Source organism: Pseudooceanicola aestuariicola (assembly GCF_045763785.1).
GTDB lineage: Bacteria > Pseudomonadota > Alphaproteobacteria > Rhodobacterales > Rhodobacteraceae > Pseudooceanicola.
The window spans coordinates 267,002-282,766 of sequence record NZ_JBJGSF010000003.1; the positions used below are offsets into that span (position 1 = coordinate 267,002).

Consider the following 15,765-nt stretch of genomic DNA (forward strand, 5'->3'; position numbering starts at 1 on the left):
TCAGTTTTGCGGTCGGCTAGGATCAGGACGGCAAGACCGCGTCAGCTATCGAGTGCCTGAATGTGAAAACCGCCCACGCTTCGTTCAGCGCAGGCGGTTTTCATTCGCGTAATCTGGGATGCAGACAGACCGGGTTACGCCCCTGCCAGTTCCTGCAGCGACGTCACCTTGAGGCTGTCCATGTCGCGCGAGGCAATCGCCTGCGCGGCGGCCTGTGCGCCAGCGGCGGTCGTGAAATACGGGATCTTGTCGTATAGCGCGACGGACCGGATTTCGCGGCTGTCCTCAATGGACTGCTGGCCTTCGGTGGTGTTCAGCACCAGCGCGATCTGGTCGTCTTTCAGCAGGTCGACGATGTTCGGGCGACCTTCATAGACTTTGTTGACCAATTCGCAGGCGATGTCCGCATCCTTCAGCCACGCAGCCGTGCCGCGGGTCGCGACAAGGATAAAGCCTTGATCCGACAGGGTCTTGGCGGCTTCCATCATGGCGTCGGTCTTGTCTTCGTCACGGATCGAGATGAAGACGCGGCCGCCGGTGGGCAGGTCAGTGCCAGCGCCCAGCTGTGCCTTGAGGAAGGCGCGGGCAAAGGTGGTGTCAGAGCCCATGACTTCACCGGTCGAGCGCATTTCCGGCCCGAGGATCGTATCGACGCCGGGGAAGCGGGCGAAGGGCAGAACGGCTTCTTTCACCGCGAAACGGTCGATCATCGGGTCAACCAGATCGAACTGATCCAGCTTGTCGCCCGCCATGACGCGTGCGGCGATCGACGCGATCGGCGAATTCACCGCTTTGGCGACGAAGGGCACGGTGCGGGAGGCGCGGGGGTTTACCTCGATCAGGTAAACGACGCCGTCTTTGACCGCGTATTGCACGTTCATCAGGCCGACAACGTTCAGTTCTTTCGCAAGGGCTTCGGTCTGGCGGCGCACTTCGTCGATGATGTCTTGGGGCAGGTTGTGGGGCGGCAGGGAACAGGCGCTGTCGCCCGAGTGAACGCCGGCCTCTTCGATGTGCTGCATGATGCCCGCGACGTGGACGGTGTCGCCGTCGCAGAGCGCGTCGACGTCCAGTTCGACGGCAGACGACAGGTAGCTGTCGAGCAGAACGGGGCTGTCGCCCGACACGACCACGGCGTCGCGGATGTAGCGCTTCAGACCGTCCATATCGCGAACGATTTCCATCGCGCGACCACCCAGAACATAGGACGGGCGGATCACCAGCGGGAAGCCGATACCTTCGGCGATTTCCAGCGCTTCGGCGTCGGAATGGGCGATGCCGTTCTTGGGCTGCTTCAGGCCAAGGCGGTTGACGAGGTCCTGGAAACGCTCACGGTCTTCGGCCAGGTCGATGGCGTCGGGCGTGGTGCCGAGGATCGGGATGCCCTCTGCCTCCAGCGCGTTGGCGAGTTTCAGCGGCGTCTGGCCGCCGAACTGAACGATCACCCCATGCAGGGTGCCGTTCGATTGTTCGACGCGCAGGATTTCCATGACGTGTTCGAAGGTCAGCGGTTCAAAGTACAACCGGTCCGAGGTGTCGTAGTCGGTCGATACGGTTTCCGGGTTGCAGTTGACCATGATGGTTTCATAGCCCGCCTCGGTCAGCGCGAAACAGGCGTGACAGCAGCAGTAGTCAAACTCGATCCCCTGACCGATCCGGTTGGGGCCACCGCCAAGGATGACGACCTTCTTGCGGTCGGACGGGCGGGCCTCATCCTCGACCTCGCCCATCATGGGCTCTTCGTAGGTGGAATACATGTAGGGCGTCTGCGCCTCGAATTCGGCGGCGCAGGTGTCAATGCGTTTGAAGACAGCGGTGACGCCAAGGTTCTGGCGGGCACGCCGGACCTGATCTTCGTCGCGGCCCGACAGGGCTGCCAGACGCGCGTCGGTAAAGCCCAGCATCTTGAATTTGCGCAATTCGTCTTCGGTGACGGGCAGGCCGTTCATCTTGATCTCGGCCTCGGCGCGGATGATTTCGCGGATACGGGCCAAGAACCACGGATCGAAAGAAGTGACGCCTTGGATTTCGTCGTCCGACAGGCCGTGGCGCATCGCTTGTGCGATCACGCGGATACGGTCAGGGGTCTGTTCCGACAGCGCCTTGACGATGGCGGCCTTGTCGGGCGCGCCGTCAATCTCGATCTCGTCCAGACCTGTCAGGCCGGTTTCCATCGACGCCAGCGCCTTTTGCAGCGACTCGTGGAAGGACCGGCCAATCGCCATGGCTTCGCCGACGGATTTCATGGCGGTGGTCAGGTGCGGTTTGGAGCCGGGGAATTTTTCGAACGCAAAGCGCGGGATCTTGGTGACGACATAGTCGATGGTCGGCTCGAACGAGGCGGGCGTGACCTTGGTGATGTCGTTATCCAACTCGTCCAGCGTGTAGCCCACCGCCAGTTTCGCCGCGATCTTGGCGATCGGGAAGCCGGTGGCCTTGGAGGCCAGGGCCGACGACCGCGACACGCGCGGGTTCATTTCGATTACGACCATGCGGCCGTCCTCGGGGTTGACGGCCCACTGGACGTTCGACCCGCCTGTTTCCACGCCGATTTCGCGCAGCACGGCGATCGAGGCCGAGCGCATCGCCTGATATTCTTTGTCCGTCAGGGTCAGGGCGGGGGCCACGGTGATGGAATCGCCTGTGTGCACGCCCATCGGGTCCACGTTTTCGATGGAACAGACGATGATGGCGTTGTCGGCGCGGTCGCGGACGACCTCCATCTCGAACTCTTTCCAGCCCAGCAGGGATTCGTCGACGAGGATCTGACCGACCGGCGATGCTTCCATCCCCGAGCGGCAGTAGTATTCGTAGTCGTCGCGGTTATAGGCGACGCCACCGCCGGTGCCGCCAAGGGTAAAGGCGGGGCGGATGATGGCCGGCAGGCCGATGTCTTCCAGCGCGTCCATGGCTTCGGCCAGACCGGCATTGATATCGAAGTAGCCGTTTTTCTTGGGCGCGGTGACGATGGTCGCTTTGGGGTTTTCCAGCCCGATCCGGTCCATGGCTTCGCGGAACAGTTTGCGATCTTCTGCCATTTCAATGGCTTGGCGCTTGGCGCCGATCATCTCGACACCGAATTTTTCCAGCACGCCCATTTCTTCAAGTGCAAGAGAGGTGTTCAGACCCGTCTGGCCGCCCATGGTGGGCAGCAGCGCGTCGGGGCGCTCTTTCTCGATGATCTTGGCGACGACTTCGGGGGTGATCGGTTCGATGTAGGTCGCGTCGGCCAGACCGGGGTCGGTCATGATCGTCGCGGGGTTCGAGTTCACCAGAATGACCCGGTAGCCTTCTTCGCGCAGCGCCTTACAGGCCTGTGCGCCGGAATAGTCGAACTCGCAGGCCTGCCCGATGACAATGGGGCCCGCGCCGATGATCATGATGGATGAAAGATCGGTTCTCTTCGGCATGGTCATTCCCCGGCAGCGCAAATCTTTGCGGGTTATAGCCATGAAGCGACCCGGTGCAAGGGGCCTGCGCAAGGGAATCGGGGGAAATCCGGCGGCTTTTCCGGACAGGCGCGAATCGGTGCCTTGTATCTTGGCCTCGGGTGATTAGAATAAGGGCCAAGCAGAAGGGCGGTACGGGCGACGTGCCGCCTTTGGTTCTAGAATGACTGTCGGGTGTCGTGTGACCGCCCGGAGCATCCCGAAAGCAAAGGAAGACGTCCATGTCCTGGACCGATGAACGTGTCGAGCTGTTGAAGAAGATGTGGACGGAAGGTCAGTCCGCCAGCCAGATCGCCAAGGAACTGGGCGGGGTGACCCGCAACGCCGTGATCGGCAAGGTGCATCGTCTGGGTCTGTCGAACCGCTCTGGCGGTGGTGGCGCGACGGCTGCCCCCGCGGCGCCCAAGGCCGAAGCCAAGCCAAAGCCCGCCCCCAAGGCGGCTGCCCCTGCCCCCGCGCCAGAGCCCGAGGTCGAAGAGGACGATGACGAACCGCGCACGACCTCGGCCGCGCCGCAGGGCGTGCCGTCGCGCAAGGCCATCGTGCCCGCCGGTCAGCCGCTGCCCCCGCAGCCATCCGCGAACGAGATTTCGCCCGAAGCCCTGGCCAAGGTGAACGAGGTCGAGAAGAAGGCGAAAAAGCTGTCGCTGATGGAATTGACCGAACGGACCTGCAAATGGCCCGTGGGCGATCCGGCGACGGAAAAGTTCTGGTTCTGCGGCCTGCCCGTCAAAGCAGGTAAACCCTATTGCGAGGCGCATGTGGGCGTGGCGTTCCAGCCGATGTCGTCGCGGCGCGATCGTCGCCGGTAAGCTCGGGCACGAGCCATTTGAAAGGGGCGTCCTTGGTGGGCGCCCTTTTGCATTTGTCCTGCATCTGTCGGCCGTGGTCGCATGAACGCATAGCGATCTGACTATGTAATCTGATGGCAGCACTAACGCTTGACCCCCGGCGGGCAGCGGCGCTAGACCGCTGCGCGTGGCGATTTGTTACCGGATTGCGGGCCACAGGAAACATTCCGCTAAAAGGTCAGTCGTCGGGGACCCCCACGCTTGACCGCGTCTGGGGGTTTAATTTTGCCGATCCGCCCCCGAGTGATCGGCCCGGAGAGAAGACGATGCAAGATTGGAAAAAACGCACGCAACTGGTGCACGGTGGGTCGCGGCGGTCTCAGTACGGTGAGGTCAGCGAAGCGATCTTTGTCACCCAAGGCTTCGTATACACCACAGCCGAGGCCGCAGAGGCACGGTTTCAGTCGCTGGGGGATGATGAGTTCATCTATGCCCGCTACGGCAACCCGACCGTTCGGATGTTCGAAAACCGGCTAAGCTCGGTCGTAGGGTATGAGGATGGCTTTGCCTGTACCAGTGGTATGGCCGCCGTGACCGGCGCGCTGACCGCGCTGTTGAAGGCGGGCGATCACGTGGTGGCGTCGCGCGCGCTGTTCGGGTCGTGTCTTTACGTGCTGCAGGATGTGCTGGGCCGCTTCGGGGTCGAGGTGACCTTGGTCGATGGCACCGACAATGCGGCCTGGGATGCAGCGATCACGGATCAGACGGCGCTGGTGTTTCTGGAAAGCATCTCCAATCCGATGCTGGAAGTCGTGGACCTTGCCCATGTGGTCAAGGTGGCCCACGCCAAAGGCGCGCTGGTCATCGTCGATGATGCGATGGCGACGCCGATTTTCTCTTATTCCGCCGCATGTGGCGCAGACCTTTGCGTGATCTCGACCACGAAACACGTGGACGGGCAGGGGCGGATGCTGGGGGGGATGATCTGCGGGTCAAAAGACCTGATCCGCGGCCCGATCGAAGCCTATATGAAGCACACCGGCGGGGCGATGAACCCGTTCACCGCGTGGGTGCAGTTGAAATCGCTGGATACGCTGGATTTGCGGGTTCGCGCGCAGGCCGGGGCGGCGATGGAGATTGCGCAAGCGCTGGAAGGTCATCCCAAGCTGAATTCGGTGCGGTATCCGCAACTGCCCAGCCATCCGCAGCATGATATTGCGATGCAGCAGGCCCCATCCGGTGGGACCGTGCTGGCGTTCGAGGTGAAGGGCGGCAAAGAAGCTTGCTTCAAGATGTTGAATGCGCTGCAGATTTTCTCGATCTCTAACAACTTTGCCGACAGCAAATCCATCGCGACCCATCCGGCGACGACCACGCATCAGCGGTTGCCGCAGGATCAGAAAGACATCCTTGGTATCTCGGACGGGGCGGTGCGGCTGTCCGTCGGGCTGGAAGACGTGTCGGATCTGATCGCGGATCTGACGCAGGCGCTCGACCAGCTGTAACCCTTTCCGGCGAAAAGTCATCCGAACCGCGGCGTGATGCGTATTCCATTTCAAAAGTGGAAATATGCATCCGCCGATCCTATATCATCGGGTGCCGGACCATAGGGGAACCGCATGAATATCCATCCGAACGATATGCAGCCGATGCCGGATCGTGACGAGGCTAAAGAGGCCTTGGATCGCTTGCGTCAGTGGGCCAATGGCGCCTCGGACTCCGAGATCAACGAACTGGACCCAGCCATTGCGCGCCTGTTGGGTGATACGGATTATCCCCTGTTGTCAAAGGTCTACCCCGAAGGTTTCACCTCGGACGACGCGTATCGCAAGACGTTGCCTGATCTGCAGAACGGTCCGGCCAGCCTGATCCGCGGGGCCAAGCGCACCATCCAGCACGTCGGCATTTCGAACTTCCGCCTGCCGATCCGGTATAAGACCCGGGCGGGCGGCGACATCACGTTGGAATCTTCGGTTACCGGAACCGTCAGCCTTGAGGCGGACAAAAAAGGCATCAACATGAGCCGGATCATCCGGTCGTTCTATGCCCATGCCGAAAAGACGTTTTCCTTTGAGGTGATCGAAGCCGCACTGGACGATTATATCACTGATCTGGAGACCTTGGACGCCCGCATTCAGATGCGCCTGTCCTACCCGCTGAAGGTCCCGTCGCTGCGGTCCGGGCTTGAAGGGTATCAATACTACGACCTGTCGCTGGAACTTGTGGATCGTGGCGGGGAACGCCTGCGCATCCTGCATCTGGATTACGTCTATAGCTCCACTTGCCCCTGTTCGCTAGAGCTGTCTGAACATGCCCGCCAGACGCGTGGGCAGCTGGCGACGCCGCATTCGCAACGCTCGGTCGCGCGGATTTCCGTTGTGCTTCAGGGGGATGAGCCGCTGTGGTTCGAAGACCTGATCGAAATCGCACGCAAGGCCGTGCCGACGGAGACGCAGGTCATGGTCAAGCGTGAAGACGAACAGGCCTTTGCCGAACTGAACGCCGCCAACCCGATCTTTGTCGAAGATGCCGCGCGCCTTTTCGCCCAGGGACTGGAAGCGGATGATCGCATCGGCGATTTCCGCATCGTCGCCAGCCATCAGGAAAGCCTGCATAGCCACGACGCCGTGTCGATCCTGACTGATGGTCCGACGTTCGAGGCCGCCAGCCTTGACCCACATCTTTTTGGTACGCTGATCCACGTCCGGTAACGGCACTTCTGGATCCGCGATCGAAAAAGCGCCGCGAAATTAGGCAGATCCCCTCGGTCTGCGCGAAATCGCGGCGCAATTTGAATTTCCTCTCAACATCCCGGTCTGAGCCGTTAATCTCTGCCCGGATGGGGGCCTTTACATAGGCCCGGACGGAGGAATGACTCATTACCGCAGAGCCGAAAATTTCCATGCCGCCTTCGGGTGCGCTGCCGGTCCAGCCCCGTGCGCGGGGACGGGCCGAGGTTTCGGCGCGTTTGCGGGGCGGGGTGTCGCGGATCGGCGATCTGCATCAGGCCGGGTCATTCAAGCTTTTGTTCCCGCAGGTGCGGGGCGCGGCCTTGCAGGCGGTATCGCTGAACACGGCGGGCGGCGTGACCGGCGGCGATCGGTTCCACATCACCGCGCGGGCCGAAGAGGGCGCGCATCTGGTCGTGACGACTCAGGCCGCCGAACGGGTGTATCGCGCCCAGCCGGGCGAGGTCGGTCAGGTGCGCAGCGCTTTGCAGGTCGCGCCGGGGGGGCGGCTGGATTGGCTACCTCAGGAAACCATTCTGTTTGACCATGCCGCGCTGGATCGGCGGCTGGAGGCTGACGTGGCCCCGGATGGCCGATTGCTGGCGGTCGAGCCGATCATCTTTGGTCGCCTTGCCATGGGCGAAACTGTCCAGCAGGCGTCGTTGTTCGACCGCTGGCGCGTATCGCGTGGCGGTGAATTGGTGTTCGCCGATAACCTGCGGATGCAGGGCGCGGTGCATGATCTTTTGCAGGTGCCGGGTGTGGCGAACGGGGCGGGCGCGATGGCCAGCCTTTTGCTGATTGATCCCGATGCCGATCTGTATCTCGACCGGCTGCGCGACGCGCTGGGGCCCCTTGGCGGGGCCAGCGTGATCCGGCCCGGTGTTTTGTTTGCCCGCCTCTTGGCGGATGATGGATTTGAATTGCGGCGCGGGCTGGTCCCGGCTGTTCAGGCGCTTTCCGGCGCGGACATACCTAAGACATGGATGCTCTGACATGCAGCTAACCCCCAGAGAAAAAGACAAATTGCTGATCGCCATGGCGGCCGAAGTCGCGCGCAAGCGGCTGGCCCGCGGCGTTAAGCTGAACCATCCAGAGGCGATCGCACTGATCACTGACGCGGTGGTCGAAGGGGCGCGAGACGGCAAATCCGTGGCGACTCTGATGCAGGAAGGCGCGCAGGTCATCACCGTCGACCAGTGCATGGAAGGTATCGCTGAGATAATCCATGAAGTGCAGGTCGAAGCGACCTTTCCAGACGGCACCAAGCTGGTGACCGTCCACAATCCCATTCGTTGAACCCTGGGGGGCAAGCCATGACATTGATCGAGAAAATCGCGATAGCCTTGGGCCTGGCCCCGGCGCCCAGACCCATCCCGATCCGGGTCGAGGAGAAGCGCAGATGATCCCCGGCGAAGTGATGCCCGCAGAGGGCACGATCACCCTGAACGAAGACCGCGATGCCGTCACCCTGATGGTTGCGAATACCGGTGACCGCCCGGTGCAGGTCGGATCGCATTACCACTTTGCCGAAGCGAACAGCGCTTTGGATTTCGACCGGGCCGCCGCACGCGGCATGCGGTTGGACATCGCCGCAGGCACTGCCGTCCGTTTCGAACCCGGTCAGCGGCGCGAGGTCAATCTGATCCCGGTCAGCGGCGATCGCCGCATCTTTGGGTTCAATCAGCAGGTCATGGGCGATCTATGAGGTGGCTGGCCCTGATCGCGTTGCTGCCCGCGCCGGCATGGGCGCTGGATTGTTCGTCGGCGGTGACACAGGCCGATATGGTCGCCTGTGCGCAAAGCGAATACGAGGCCGTGGATGCGGACCTGAACGACGCGTATCGGTTCGCCATGCGAAAGGCGAAGGGGCTGGATGAATTTATGCCCGACCAGAAACCGGGCTTCGTGGCTGTCCTGCGGGATGCGCAGCGGGCGTGGATTCCCTTCCGCGACAAGGCCTGCACCGCGCAGGCCTATAAATACAGCGGCGGGTCGATGGAGCGGTTGGAATACATCAGCTGCCTGACGATGATGACCGAACGGCGGACAGATGACCTGTATTACTGGGCGTCCGACCGGTGAGGGCTGCACATAGCATATCCGATGCTGGCCGCGACATGCGCGCGCACCACACCTTGGTTGCAGCAAATGCATTGGTCATAGGTGCATTTCAGGCGCATAGTTCAGCTATTGTTTTGAAAATAGGCGGCTATGGCCAACGATACGAAAGATATTATGCGCTCGGCCATGGCAATGTGGCGTCTGGGTATGGATGCGCAGGTGGTCGTGGCCTATCGCATGGCGGGGATGATGGGCGCGCTGGCGCTGCCGCCCGGCGAAGAACACCGCATGGTCGCCGAAAAGATGACAGCCTTTCGCGACGCCGCGATCGACGGCAGCTGGGCCTTGGCCTCGGGCAAGTCTTTGCAGGCGGCGACGCAGGTCGCGTTGAAGCCCATCGAAAAGCAGGTCGCGGCCAACAAGCGTCGTCTGACGCGCAGCTAAGTTTACCGACAATCCGATCCAAGACCGTCCCGGGCATAGCGTCCGGGCGACGACTAAAGGAGTCTTCCTGATGGCGACCCGTATCCCGCGCGCTGACTATGCCGCCATGTTTGGCCCCACCACCGGCGACCGTGTCCGGCTGGCCGACACCGACCTGATTATCGAGGTCGAGCGTGACCTGACCACTTATGGCGAAGAGGTTAAATTCGGTGGCGGCAAGGTGATCCGCGACGGCATGGGGCAGGCGCAGACGACGCGGGCCGACGGCGCGGTCGATACGGTGATCACCAACGCGCTGATCCTTGACTGGACGGGCATCTACAAGGCTGACGTGGGCCTGAAGGATGGACGCATCCACAAGATCGGCAAGGCGGGCAACCCTGACACGCAACCGGGCGTCGATATCATCGTCGGACCGGGGACCGAGGCGATTGCGGGCGAGGGTAAGATCCTGACCGCCGGTGGTTTCGACAGCCACATCCACTTCATCTGCCCGCAGCAGATCGAAGATGCGCTGCATTCCGGCCTGACAACCATGCTGGGCGGCGGCACGGGCCCCGCCCACGGCACGCTGGCCACCACCTGTACGCCGGGGCCGTGGCACATCGCGCGGATGCTGCAGGCGGCGGATGCTTTCCCGATGAACCTGGCGTTTGCGGGTAAGGGCAATGCGTCGGTCCCCGCGGCGTTGGAAGAACAGATCAAGGCGGGTGCCTGTTCGCTGAAACTGCACGAAGATTGGGGCACCACCCCCGGGGCAATCGATTGCTGCCTGTCGGTGGCGGACGATTACGACGTACAGGTCATGATCCATACCGACACGCTGAACGAATCCGGGTTCGTGGAAAACACCGTGGCGGCGATGAAGGGCCGGACGATCCACGCCTTCCACACTGAAGGGGCGGGGGGCGGTCACGCGCCGGACATCATCAAGATCTGTGGCGATGCGAACGTGTTGCCCTCGTCGACGAACCCGACGCGGCCTTTCACGGTGAACACGATTGATGAGCATTTGGATATGCTCATGGTCTGTCACCACCTTGATAAGTCCATCCCGGAAGACGTGGCCTTTGCCGAATCCCGTATCCGCCGTGAAACGATCGCCGCCGAGGATATCCTGCACGACATGGGAGCGTTTTCGATCATCGCATCCGACAGTCAGGCGATGGGCCGCGTGGGCGAGGTTATCATTCGCACGTGGCAGACTGCCGACAAGATGAAGAAACAGCGTGGTCGTCTGGCCGAAGAAACGGGCGACAACGACAACGCGCGGGTCAAACGCTATGTGGCGAAATACACGATCAACCCGGCGATTGCGCATGGTCTTAGCCATCAGATCGGATCGATCGAAGAAGGCAAACGCGCCGATCTGGTGTTCTGGAACCCTGCGTTCTTTGGCGTGAAGCCCGAGATCGTGCTGATCGGCGGCATGATCGTCGCGGCCCAGATGGGCGATCCCAACGCCTCGATCCCGACGCCGCAGCCGGTCTATACCCGGCCCATGTTCGGGGCCTTCGGGCGCGCGGTCGAAAACTCTGCCGTGACCTTCGTGTCGGCGGCGGCGCAGGCCGAAGGGGTGCGCGATGCCTATGGTCTGGCCAAGGAAACCGTGGCCGTGCTGAACACACGCAATATCGGCAAGAAGGACCTCAAGCTGAACGACGCACTGCCGCATATCGAGGTGAATCCCGAAACCTACGAGGTGCGCGCAGACGGAGAGCTGCTGACCTGCGAACCGGCCGAGGTGCTGCCAATGGCGCAGCGCTACTTCATGTTCTGACCGATGGGGATTTTTCTGCAGTTGCCACATTCTCGCCGCGTTGCAGCAATTGCATGGCGGGGATACCGTATTGAGCATGGTAAGGTCGCATATGCTGACTTACTTTGGAGCCAAGGGAGCAAACCGAAACCCAAATTGACTGAGGTCTCCAATGGCAAACGTTGCAACTCATATCGAATCCGCCGGCGTCCGCGCTGCACTGTCCAACTTCTTCGACGCAGTGGGCCGCGGCCTGACCACCTACATGGAGCGCCGCTCGCGTGCCGACCAGATCGCCGCGCTGAACGCGAAATCCGACGCCGAACTGGCCAAGCTGGGCATCACCCGCGACGGCATTCCGGCCTACGTCTTCCGCGATCTGTTCTACGTCTAAGATCGCCTGACGCACCAATGCGGGGGGCGGTGGCATGAGCCATTCGCCCGTTTCGCACTCAATCCTGCGCGCCGCCGATCTGGGCGAACGCATCGCCACCGACCGGGTGGTATTGGATTACGAAGACAGGTTCCTGCGCCGCAAGATGCTGACCAGTGTCGGCGGCACAGAGTTCCTGGTCGACCTGCCCGAAACACTATCGCTGAACCATGACGATTGCTTCGTCATCGGTGATACGCTGATCGCGGTCGAAGCGGCCGAAGAGGCACTGATCGAAGTGCGCGGCCACGATTTGGTCCGCCTCGCCTGGCACATCGGCAACCGGCACACCCCCTGTCAAATTATGTCCGACCGCCTGTTGATCCGTCAGGACAAGGTGATGGCGGATATGTTGGCAAAGCTTGGGGCGCAGGTGTCCGAGATTACAGCCCCCTTCCGTCCAGAAGGCGGGGCCTACGGCATGGGGCGGACCCATGGCCACGATCATTCCCATGTGCATGTCCATGTGGGGCACGGACATTCGCATGATCATGAGGACGAGGGTGATGAGCCTCTCTGATCCCGCGCTGATCCTGCACCAATGGCTGTCGCCCGCGTTCCCTGTCGGAGGATTTTCCTATTCCCACGGAATGGAAATGGCTGTCGCTGCGGGCGATGTCACAAACGCCGCCACCGCAGAAAGCTGGATCGCCACGGCTTTGGAGTACGGGGCAGGGCAGTCAGATGCCATCCTGCTGGCGGCCACCTATCGCGCCGCGCCCGGTGAGCTTCCTGATCTGATCGCCTTGTCCCGCGCGCTGAGCCCATCGTCAGAACGCTTGCAAGAGGCCGACCGCATGGGCACCGCCTTTGCCACGACCACCCGCGCATTGCATGACATCGACGTGCCAGACGCGCCTTATCCGGTCGCCTTCGGCTCTGCGGCCCGCACAATGAACCTGCCGCTTGACCTGACCCTGCGGCTGTTCGTGCAGGCCTTTGCCGCAAACCTCGTGTCCGCTGCCGTGCGTCTTGTCCCGCTTGGTCAGACGGCGGGGCAAAAGATCACCTTCGCGCTGGCCCCTTTGATCGCTGCGGTCGCCGAACGGGCCGAACCCGGCGATACCGATCAGATCGGTAGCGCGGCGCTAAAGATCGATCTTGCCTCGATGCAGCACGAAACCCTCACCACCCGCCTGTTCCAAAGTTAAGGAGAGTCCCCATGTCATCCCCTCACGGTCCTTTGCGCGTTGGTCTTGGCGGTCCTGTTGGCGCGGGTAAAACGACGCTGACCGCAGCCCTGTGCCGTGCCTTGCGGGATCGCCTGTCGATGGCTGTGGTTACCAACGACATCTACACCCGTGAAGACGCCGACGCGCTGACCCGGATGCAGGCGCTGCCCTCGGACCGGATTCGGGGTGTGGAAACCGGCGGCTGTCCGCATACGGCCATCCGCGAAGACGCTTCGATCAACCTTGCGGCCATCGCTGACCTGAATAAGACCTTTCCAGATCTCGACCTGATCTTGGTGGAATCCGGTGGCGACAACCTGTCGGCCACGTTCTCTCCGGAACTGGTGGACGTGACGATCTATGTGATCGACGTGGCGGCTGGAGAGGAGATACCGCGAAAGGGCGGCCCGGCCATCACCCGGTCGGACATACTTGTCATCAACAAAATGGACCTTGCGCCCTATGTCGGATCGGACCTGTCGGTCATGGACCGCGACGCCAGGGCGCAGCGGGGCGATCGGCCATTCATCTTTACCAACCTCAAGACCGGGCAGGGTCTGGACGCTGTGCTGGCCCATCTGGCGCGGATCGGCGGGCTGAACGTCGCCCTCGCGCCCGAAGCGACGGCCTAAGAGACACCGTTCAAAAAGAATCGCCTGACATTTCATCTTGATCCAAATATCCTCGGGGGTCCGGGGGCCGAGGCCCCCCGCGTCTCAACACAGCCACAGGCCCGCCGCCAGGACATGACGTGAGCACACTCGCCCCCCGCGCAAAGCACCGTGATTTCATCGACTTCCGGCCCATCGGCTATGTCATCGGCCTGCTGGTCGCCTGTCTGGGCGTGACCATGCTGATCCCTTTGGCCGTCGATATCGCCGAAGGCCGCGGTCATTGGCCAGCCTTTGCCGAAAGCGCGATCCTGACGTTTACCATCGGCGCACTGACGGCGCTGGCCTGTCAGTCGGGCAACCAAGAGGGGCTTACGCTACAGCAGACCTTCCTACTGACCACCGGGGTCTGGGCCATGTTGCCGATCTTTGGCGCGCTGCCGTTCATGCTGGGCGCGACCGAGGCGAGCTTCACGGACGCGTTTTTTGAGGCGATGTCGGGCCTGACCACCACAGGCTCTACCGTGTTTTCCGGCCTTGATGACTTGCCCCATGGAATCCTTTTGTGGCGCGGAATCCTGCAATGGCTGGGCGGGGTGGGCATCATTGTCGTGGCGATGGTGTTCCTGCCCGAACTGCGCGTTGGGGGCATGCAGATTTTCCGGTCGGAAGCTTTCGACACCATGGGGAAAATCCTGCCGCGCGCCACGGCGATCGCCAGCCAGATCGCGGTGGTCTACGTGGCGCTGACGGTGGCTTGCGCGCTGACCTATCTGTTTCTGGGCATGGACCCGTTCGATGCCACGGTTCATGCGCTGACCACCGTGTCGACAGGTGGATTTTCGACCAAGGATGCGTCGTTCGGGGCGTTCTCTGGCCCGATGGAATATGCCGCGTCGATCTTCATGATCCTCGCCGCGCTGCCCTTTGTGCGCTACGTCCAGCTTTTGAACGGCAACCGCATCGCGCTCTTCAAGGACAGTCAGGTCCGCGTCTTTGCCATGACCATCGCGGCCTTTGTCGGCGTGACCTTTGTCGCGCTGTTGCACATCTTTCCGCATCACTGGGAAAAGTCGCTGCGCGAGGCGCTGTTCAACATCACGTCGATCATGTCCGGCACGGGCTATGCCTCGGTTGATTACATGGGGTGGGGCCCGTTCCTGATCACGGTCTTCTTCTTCGTCGGGCTGGTCGGGGGCTGCGCCGGGTCGACCGCCTGTTCGGTCAAAATCTTCCGCTACCAGATCCTTTTTGCCGCGATCCGCACGCAGATCAAACGCATCCACCTGCCGCACGGGGCCTTTTCGCCCAAGTTCGACGGGCGCCCGATTTCGGCGGATGTCATGGGATCGGTGATGTCGTTTTTCGTTTTCTTCGTGGTCTCGATGGGCGTTCTGGCCGTTGGGCTGGCGTTGACGGGGCTGGATTTCACCACCTCAATTTCAGGCGCGGCGACGGCGATTGCGAACATTGGCCCCGGTCTGGGGGATACGATCGGGCCTGCGGGGAACTTTGGGCCGCTGAACGACACGGCGAAATGGATGCTGTCGGTGGGGATGTTGTGCGGACGGCTAGAGCTGATGGCGGTCTTTGCGATCCTGACGGTCCAGTTCTGGCGGGCATGAGCCTGCCTGACCCGGATCAGGTCCGCGCGGTCTATGACCGGACTGCGGCGCGGTTCGGCCAGCGGCGGTCTGGCAGCGTGATGGAGCAGGGGTGGATCGACCGCTTTGTCGCTGACCTGCCCAAGGATGCGCATGTGCTGGACCTTGGCTGCGGGACCGGAGAGCCGGTGGCGCGCACCTTGTTGGAGCGCGGGTGTCGGGTGACGGGGGCGGATATCTCTGGTGAGATGCTGGCGCTCGCCAAAGCGTCCTTCCCTCAGGCTGACTGGGTTCGGGCGGATATACAGCGGCTGGACCTTGGCCAACGTTTCGAAGGGATCGTGGCGTGGCATTCGATTTTTCATCTGACCATCGATGCGCAACGCGAGGCCTTGCCGCGTATCATCAAACACCTGACCCCCGGTGGGCTGTTGCTGATGACCACTGGACTGGAAGAAGGCGAAAGCCATGGCCATGTCGAAGAGGAGGTCGTATATCACGCCAGTCTGGATCGGGCAGAGTATGACGCTATTTTTCGCGCTGAAGGGTGCGAGGTCATGGAGTTCGTCGCGGACGACCAAAGCTGTGGCGGCGCGAATGTGTGGCTGGTCAGGACGTCACCCTAGACATCCCCAAAATGAAAAGCCCGGCGCGATGGCCGGGCTTTTGCGTTGCTTCGGGGGGCTCAGGGCTTCGCCCGTTTGCCAGC

At 62.0% G+C, this 15,765-nt stretch carries 17 protein-coding genes and 1 riboswitch; of the genes, 16 read left to right on the forward strand and 1 reads right to left on the reverse strand.

All coding sequences use genetic code 11. The features are described 5' to 3' along the window. Positions 1–134: 134 nt before the first annotated feature. Positions 135–3,410 (reverse strand): carbamoyl-phosphate synthase large subunit, encoded by a 3,276-nt coding sequence (gene carB / locus ACI3GR_RS13730; protein ID WP_407495268.1) that lies wholly within the window; start codon positions 3,408–3,410, stop codon positions 135–137. Positions 3,411–3,670: 260 nt separating this feature from the next. Between carB and ACI3GR_RS13735 the strand changes: the two genes are divergently transcribed. The 16 genes from ACI3GR_RS13735 (at position 3,671) to ACI3GR_RS13810 (ending at position 15,682) form a co-directional block, all read left to right on the forward strand. Further along, on the forward strand, positions 3,671–4,261 hold the full coding sequence (locus ACI3GR_RS13735) for a GcrA family cell cycle regulator (RefSeq protein WP_407495270.1): 591 nt from the start codon (positions 3,671–3,673) through the stop codon (positions 4,259–4,261). A 156-nt stretch (positions 4,262–4,417) separates the two neighbouring features. Continuing rightward, positions 4,418–4,494: riboswitch (SAM riboswitch) on the forward strand. 72 nt (positions 4,495–4,566) lie between these two features. Beyond that, positions 4,567–5,745 carry a trans-sulfuration enzyme family protein gene (locus ACI3GR_RS13740; protein WP_407495271.1) on the forward strand — a complete coding sequence of 393 codons (1,179 nt, stop codon included), beginning with the start codon at positions 4,567–4,569 and terminating at the stop codon, positions 5,743–5,745. 114 nt (positions 5,746–5,859) lie between these two features. Further along, complete coding sequence (folE2, locus tag ACI3GR_RS13745; RefSeq protein ID WP_407495272.1) at positions 5,860–6,951, forward strand: GTP cyclohydrolase FolE2; 1,092 nt, start codon at positions 5,860–5,862, stop codon at positions 6,949–6,951. A 191-nt stretch (positions 6,952–7,142) separates the two neighbouring features. Beyond that, the gene (locus ACI3GR_RS13750; RefSeq protein WP_407495273.1) at positions 7,143–7,964 is read left to right on the forward strand and encodes an urease accessory protein UreD; all 822 of its coding nucleotides are present in this window, start codon (positions 7,143–7,145) and stop codon (positions 7,962–7,964) included. Position 7,965: 1 nt separating this feature from the next. Further along, positions 7,966–8,268 carry an urease subunit gamma gene (locus ACI3GR_RS13755; RefSeq protein WP_407495274.1) on the forward strand — a complete coding sequence of 101 codons (303 nt, stop codon included), beginning with the start codon at positions 7,966–7,968 and terminating at the stop codon, positions 8,266–8,268. Positions 8,269–8,285: 17 nt separating this feature from the next. After that, complete coding sequence (locus ACI3GR_RS13760; protein ID WP_407495275.1) at positions 8,286–8,375, forward strand: PA1414 family protein; 90 nt, start codon at positions 8,286–8,288, stop codon at positions 8,373–8,375. Beyond that, positions 8,372–8,677 carry an urease subunit beta gene (locus ACI3GR_RS13765; RefSeq protein ID WP_407495277.1) on the forward strand — a complete coding sequence of 102 codons (306 nt, stop codon included), beginning with the start codon at positions 8,372–8,374 and terminating at the stop codon, positions 8,675–8,677. The genes ACI3GR_RS13760 and ACI3GR_RS13765 overlap by 4 nt, the downstream gene beginning before the upstream one ends. Continuing rightward, entirely contained in the window at positions 8,674–9,054 is a 381-nt protein-coding gene (locus ACI3GR_RS13770) for a lysozyme inhibitor LprI family protein (protein ID WP_407495278.1), read from the forward strand. The genes ACI3GR_RS13765 and ACI3GR_RS13770 overlap by 4 nt, the downstream gene beginning before the upstream one ends. 129 nt (positions 9,055–9,183) lie before the next feature. Further along, a complete protein-coding gene (locus ACI3GR_RS13775) occupies positions 9,184–9,477 on the forward strand; it encodes an antifreeze protein (protein WP_407495279.1) in 294 nt (97 codons plus the stop codon). A gap of 70 nt (positions 9,478–9,547) precedes the next feature. Next, positions 9,548–11,257 carry an urease subunit alpha gene (gene ureC / locus ACI3GR_RS13780; RefSeq protein WP_407495281.1) on the forward strand — a complete coding sequence of 570 codons (1,710 nt, stop codon included), beginning with the start codon at positions 9,548–9,550 and terminating at the stop codon, positions 11,255–11,257. A gap of 151 nt (positions 11,258–11,408) precedes the next feature. Continuing rightward, the gene (locus ACI3GR_RS13785) at positions 11,409–11,630 is read left to right on the forward strand and encodes a hypothetical protein (RefSeq protein ID WP_407495282.1); all 222 of its coding nucleotides are present in this window, start codon (positions 11,409–11,411) and stop codon (positions 11,628–11,630) included. A gap of 34 nt (positions 11,631–11,664) precedes the next feature. Further along, on the forward strand, positions 11,665–12,189 hold the full coding sequence (locus ACI3GR_RS13790; protein WP_407495283.1) for an urease accessory protein UreE: 525 nt from the start codon (positions 11,665–11,667) through the stop codon (positions 12,187–12,189). Beyond that, positions 12,176–12,820, forward strand: coding sequence for an urease accessory protein UreF (locus tag ACI3GR_RS13795; protein WP_407495284.1), 645 nt, complete (start codon positions 12,176–12,178; stop codon positions 12,818–12,820). The genes ACI3GR_RS13790 and ACI3GR_RS13795 overlap by 14 nt, the downstream gene beginning before the upstream one ends. Before the next feature lie 11 nt (positions 12,821–12,831). Continuing rightward, complete coding sequence (gene ureG, locus ACI3GR_RS13800; RefSeq protein ID WP_407495285.1) at positions 12,832–13,473, forward strand: urease accessory protein UreG; 642 nt, start codon at positions 12,832–12,834, stop codon at positions 13,471–13,473. Positions 13,474–13,592: 119 nt separating this feature from the next. Continuing rightward, positions 13,593–15,077: a TrkH family potassium uptake protein gene (locus ACI3GR_RS13805; protein WP_407495286.1), complete on the forward strand. Its 1,485-nt coding sequence runs from the start codon at positions 13,593–13,595 to the stop codon at positions 15,075–15,077. Beyond that, positions 15,074–15,682 carry a class I SAM-dependent methyltransferase gene (locus ACI3GR_RS13810; RefSeq protein WP_407495287.1) on the forward strand — a complete coding sequence of 203 codons (609 nt, stop codon included), beginning with the start codon at positions 15,074–15,076 and terminating at the stop codon, positions 15,680–15,682. Before ACI3GR_RS13805 ends, ACI3GR_RS13810 begins: the two co-directional genes overlap by 4 nt. The last annotated feature ends 83 nt before the right edge of the window (positions 15,683–15,765 follow it).

Excerpts from the sequence above, each read along its gene's own strand:
- ACI3GR_RS13755 (WP_407495274.1), top strand. The coding sequence starts at position 7,966 with ATGCAGCTAACCCCCAGAGAAAAAGACAAATTGCTGATCGCCATGGCG.
- ACI3GR_RS13770 (WP_407495278.1), top strand. The coding sequence starts at position 8,674 with ATGAGGTGGCTGGCCCTGATCGCGTTGCTGCCCGCGCCGGCATGGGCG.
- ACI3GR_RS13765 (WP_407495277.1), top strand. The coding sequence starts at position 8,372 with ATGATCCCCGGCGAAGTGATGCCCGCAGAGGGCACGATCACCCTGAAC.
- ACI3GR_RS13790 (WP_407495283.1), top strand. The coding sequence starts at position 11,665 with ATGAGCCATTCGCCCGTTTCGCACTCAATCCTGCGCGCCGCCGATCTG.
- ACI3GR_RS13785 (WP_407495282.1), top strand. The coding sequence starts at position 11,409 with ATGGCAAACGTTGCAACTCATATCGAATCCGCCGGCGTCCGCGCTGCA.
- ureC (WP_407495281.1), top strand. The coding sequence starts at position 9,548 with ATGGCGACCCGTATCCCGCGCGCTGACTATGCCGCCATGTTTGGCCCC.
- ureG (WP_407495285.1), top strand. The coding sequence starts at position 12,832 with ATGTCATCCCCTCACGGTCCTTTGCGCGTTGGTCTTGGCGGTCCTGTT.
- ACI3GR_RS13740 (WP_407495271.1), top strand. The coding sequence starts at position 4,567 with ATGCAAGATTGGAAAAAACGCACGCAACTGGTGCACGGTGGGTCGCGG.
- ACI3GR_RS13795 (WP_407495284.1), top strand. The coding sequence starts at position 12,176 with ATGAGCCTCTCTGATCCCGCGCTGATCCTGCACCAATGGCTGTCGCCC.
- carB (WP_407495268.1), bottom strand. The coding sequence starts at position 3,410 with ATGCCGAAGAGAACCGATCTTTCATCCATCATGATCATCGGCGCGGGC.
- ACI3GR_RS13735 (WP_407495270.1), top strand. The coding sequence starts at position 3,671 with ATGTCCTGGACCGATGAACGTGTCGAGCTGTTGAAGAAGATGTGGACG.
- ACI3GR_RS13760 (WP_407495275.1), top strand. The coding sequence starts at position 8,286 with ATGACATTGATCGAGAAAATCGCGATAGCCTTGGGCCTGGCCCCGGCG.
- folE2 (WP_407495272.1), top strand. The coding sequence starts at position 5,860 with ATGAATATCCATCCGAACGATATGCAGCCGATGCCGGATCGTGACGAG.
- ACI3GR_RS13750 (WP_407495273.1), top strand. The coding sequence starts at position 7,143 with ATGCCGCCTTCGGGTGCGCTGCCGGTCCAGCCCCGTGCGCGGGGACGG.
- ACI3GR_RS13810 (WP_407495287.1), top strand. The coding sequence starts at position 15,074 with ATGAGCCTGCCTGACCCGGATCAGGTCCGCGCGGTCTATGACCGGACT.
- ACI3GR_RS13775 (WP_407495279.1), top strand. The coding sequence starts at position 9,184 with ATGGCCAACGATACGAAAGATATTATGCGCTCGGCCATGGCAATGTGG.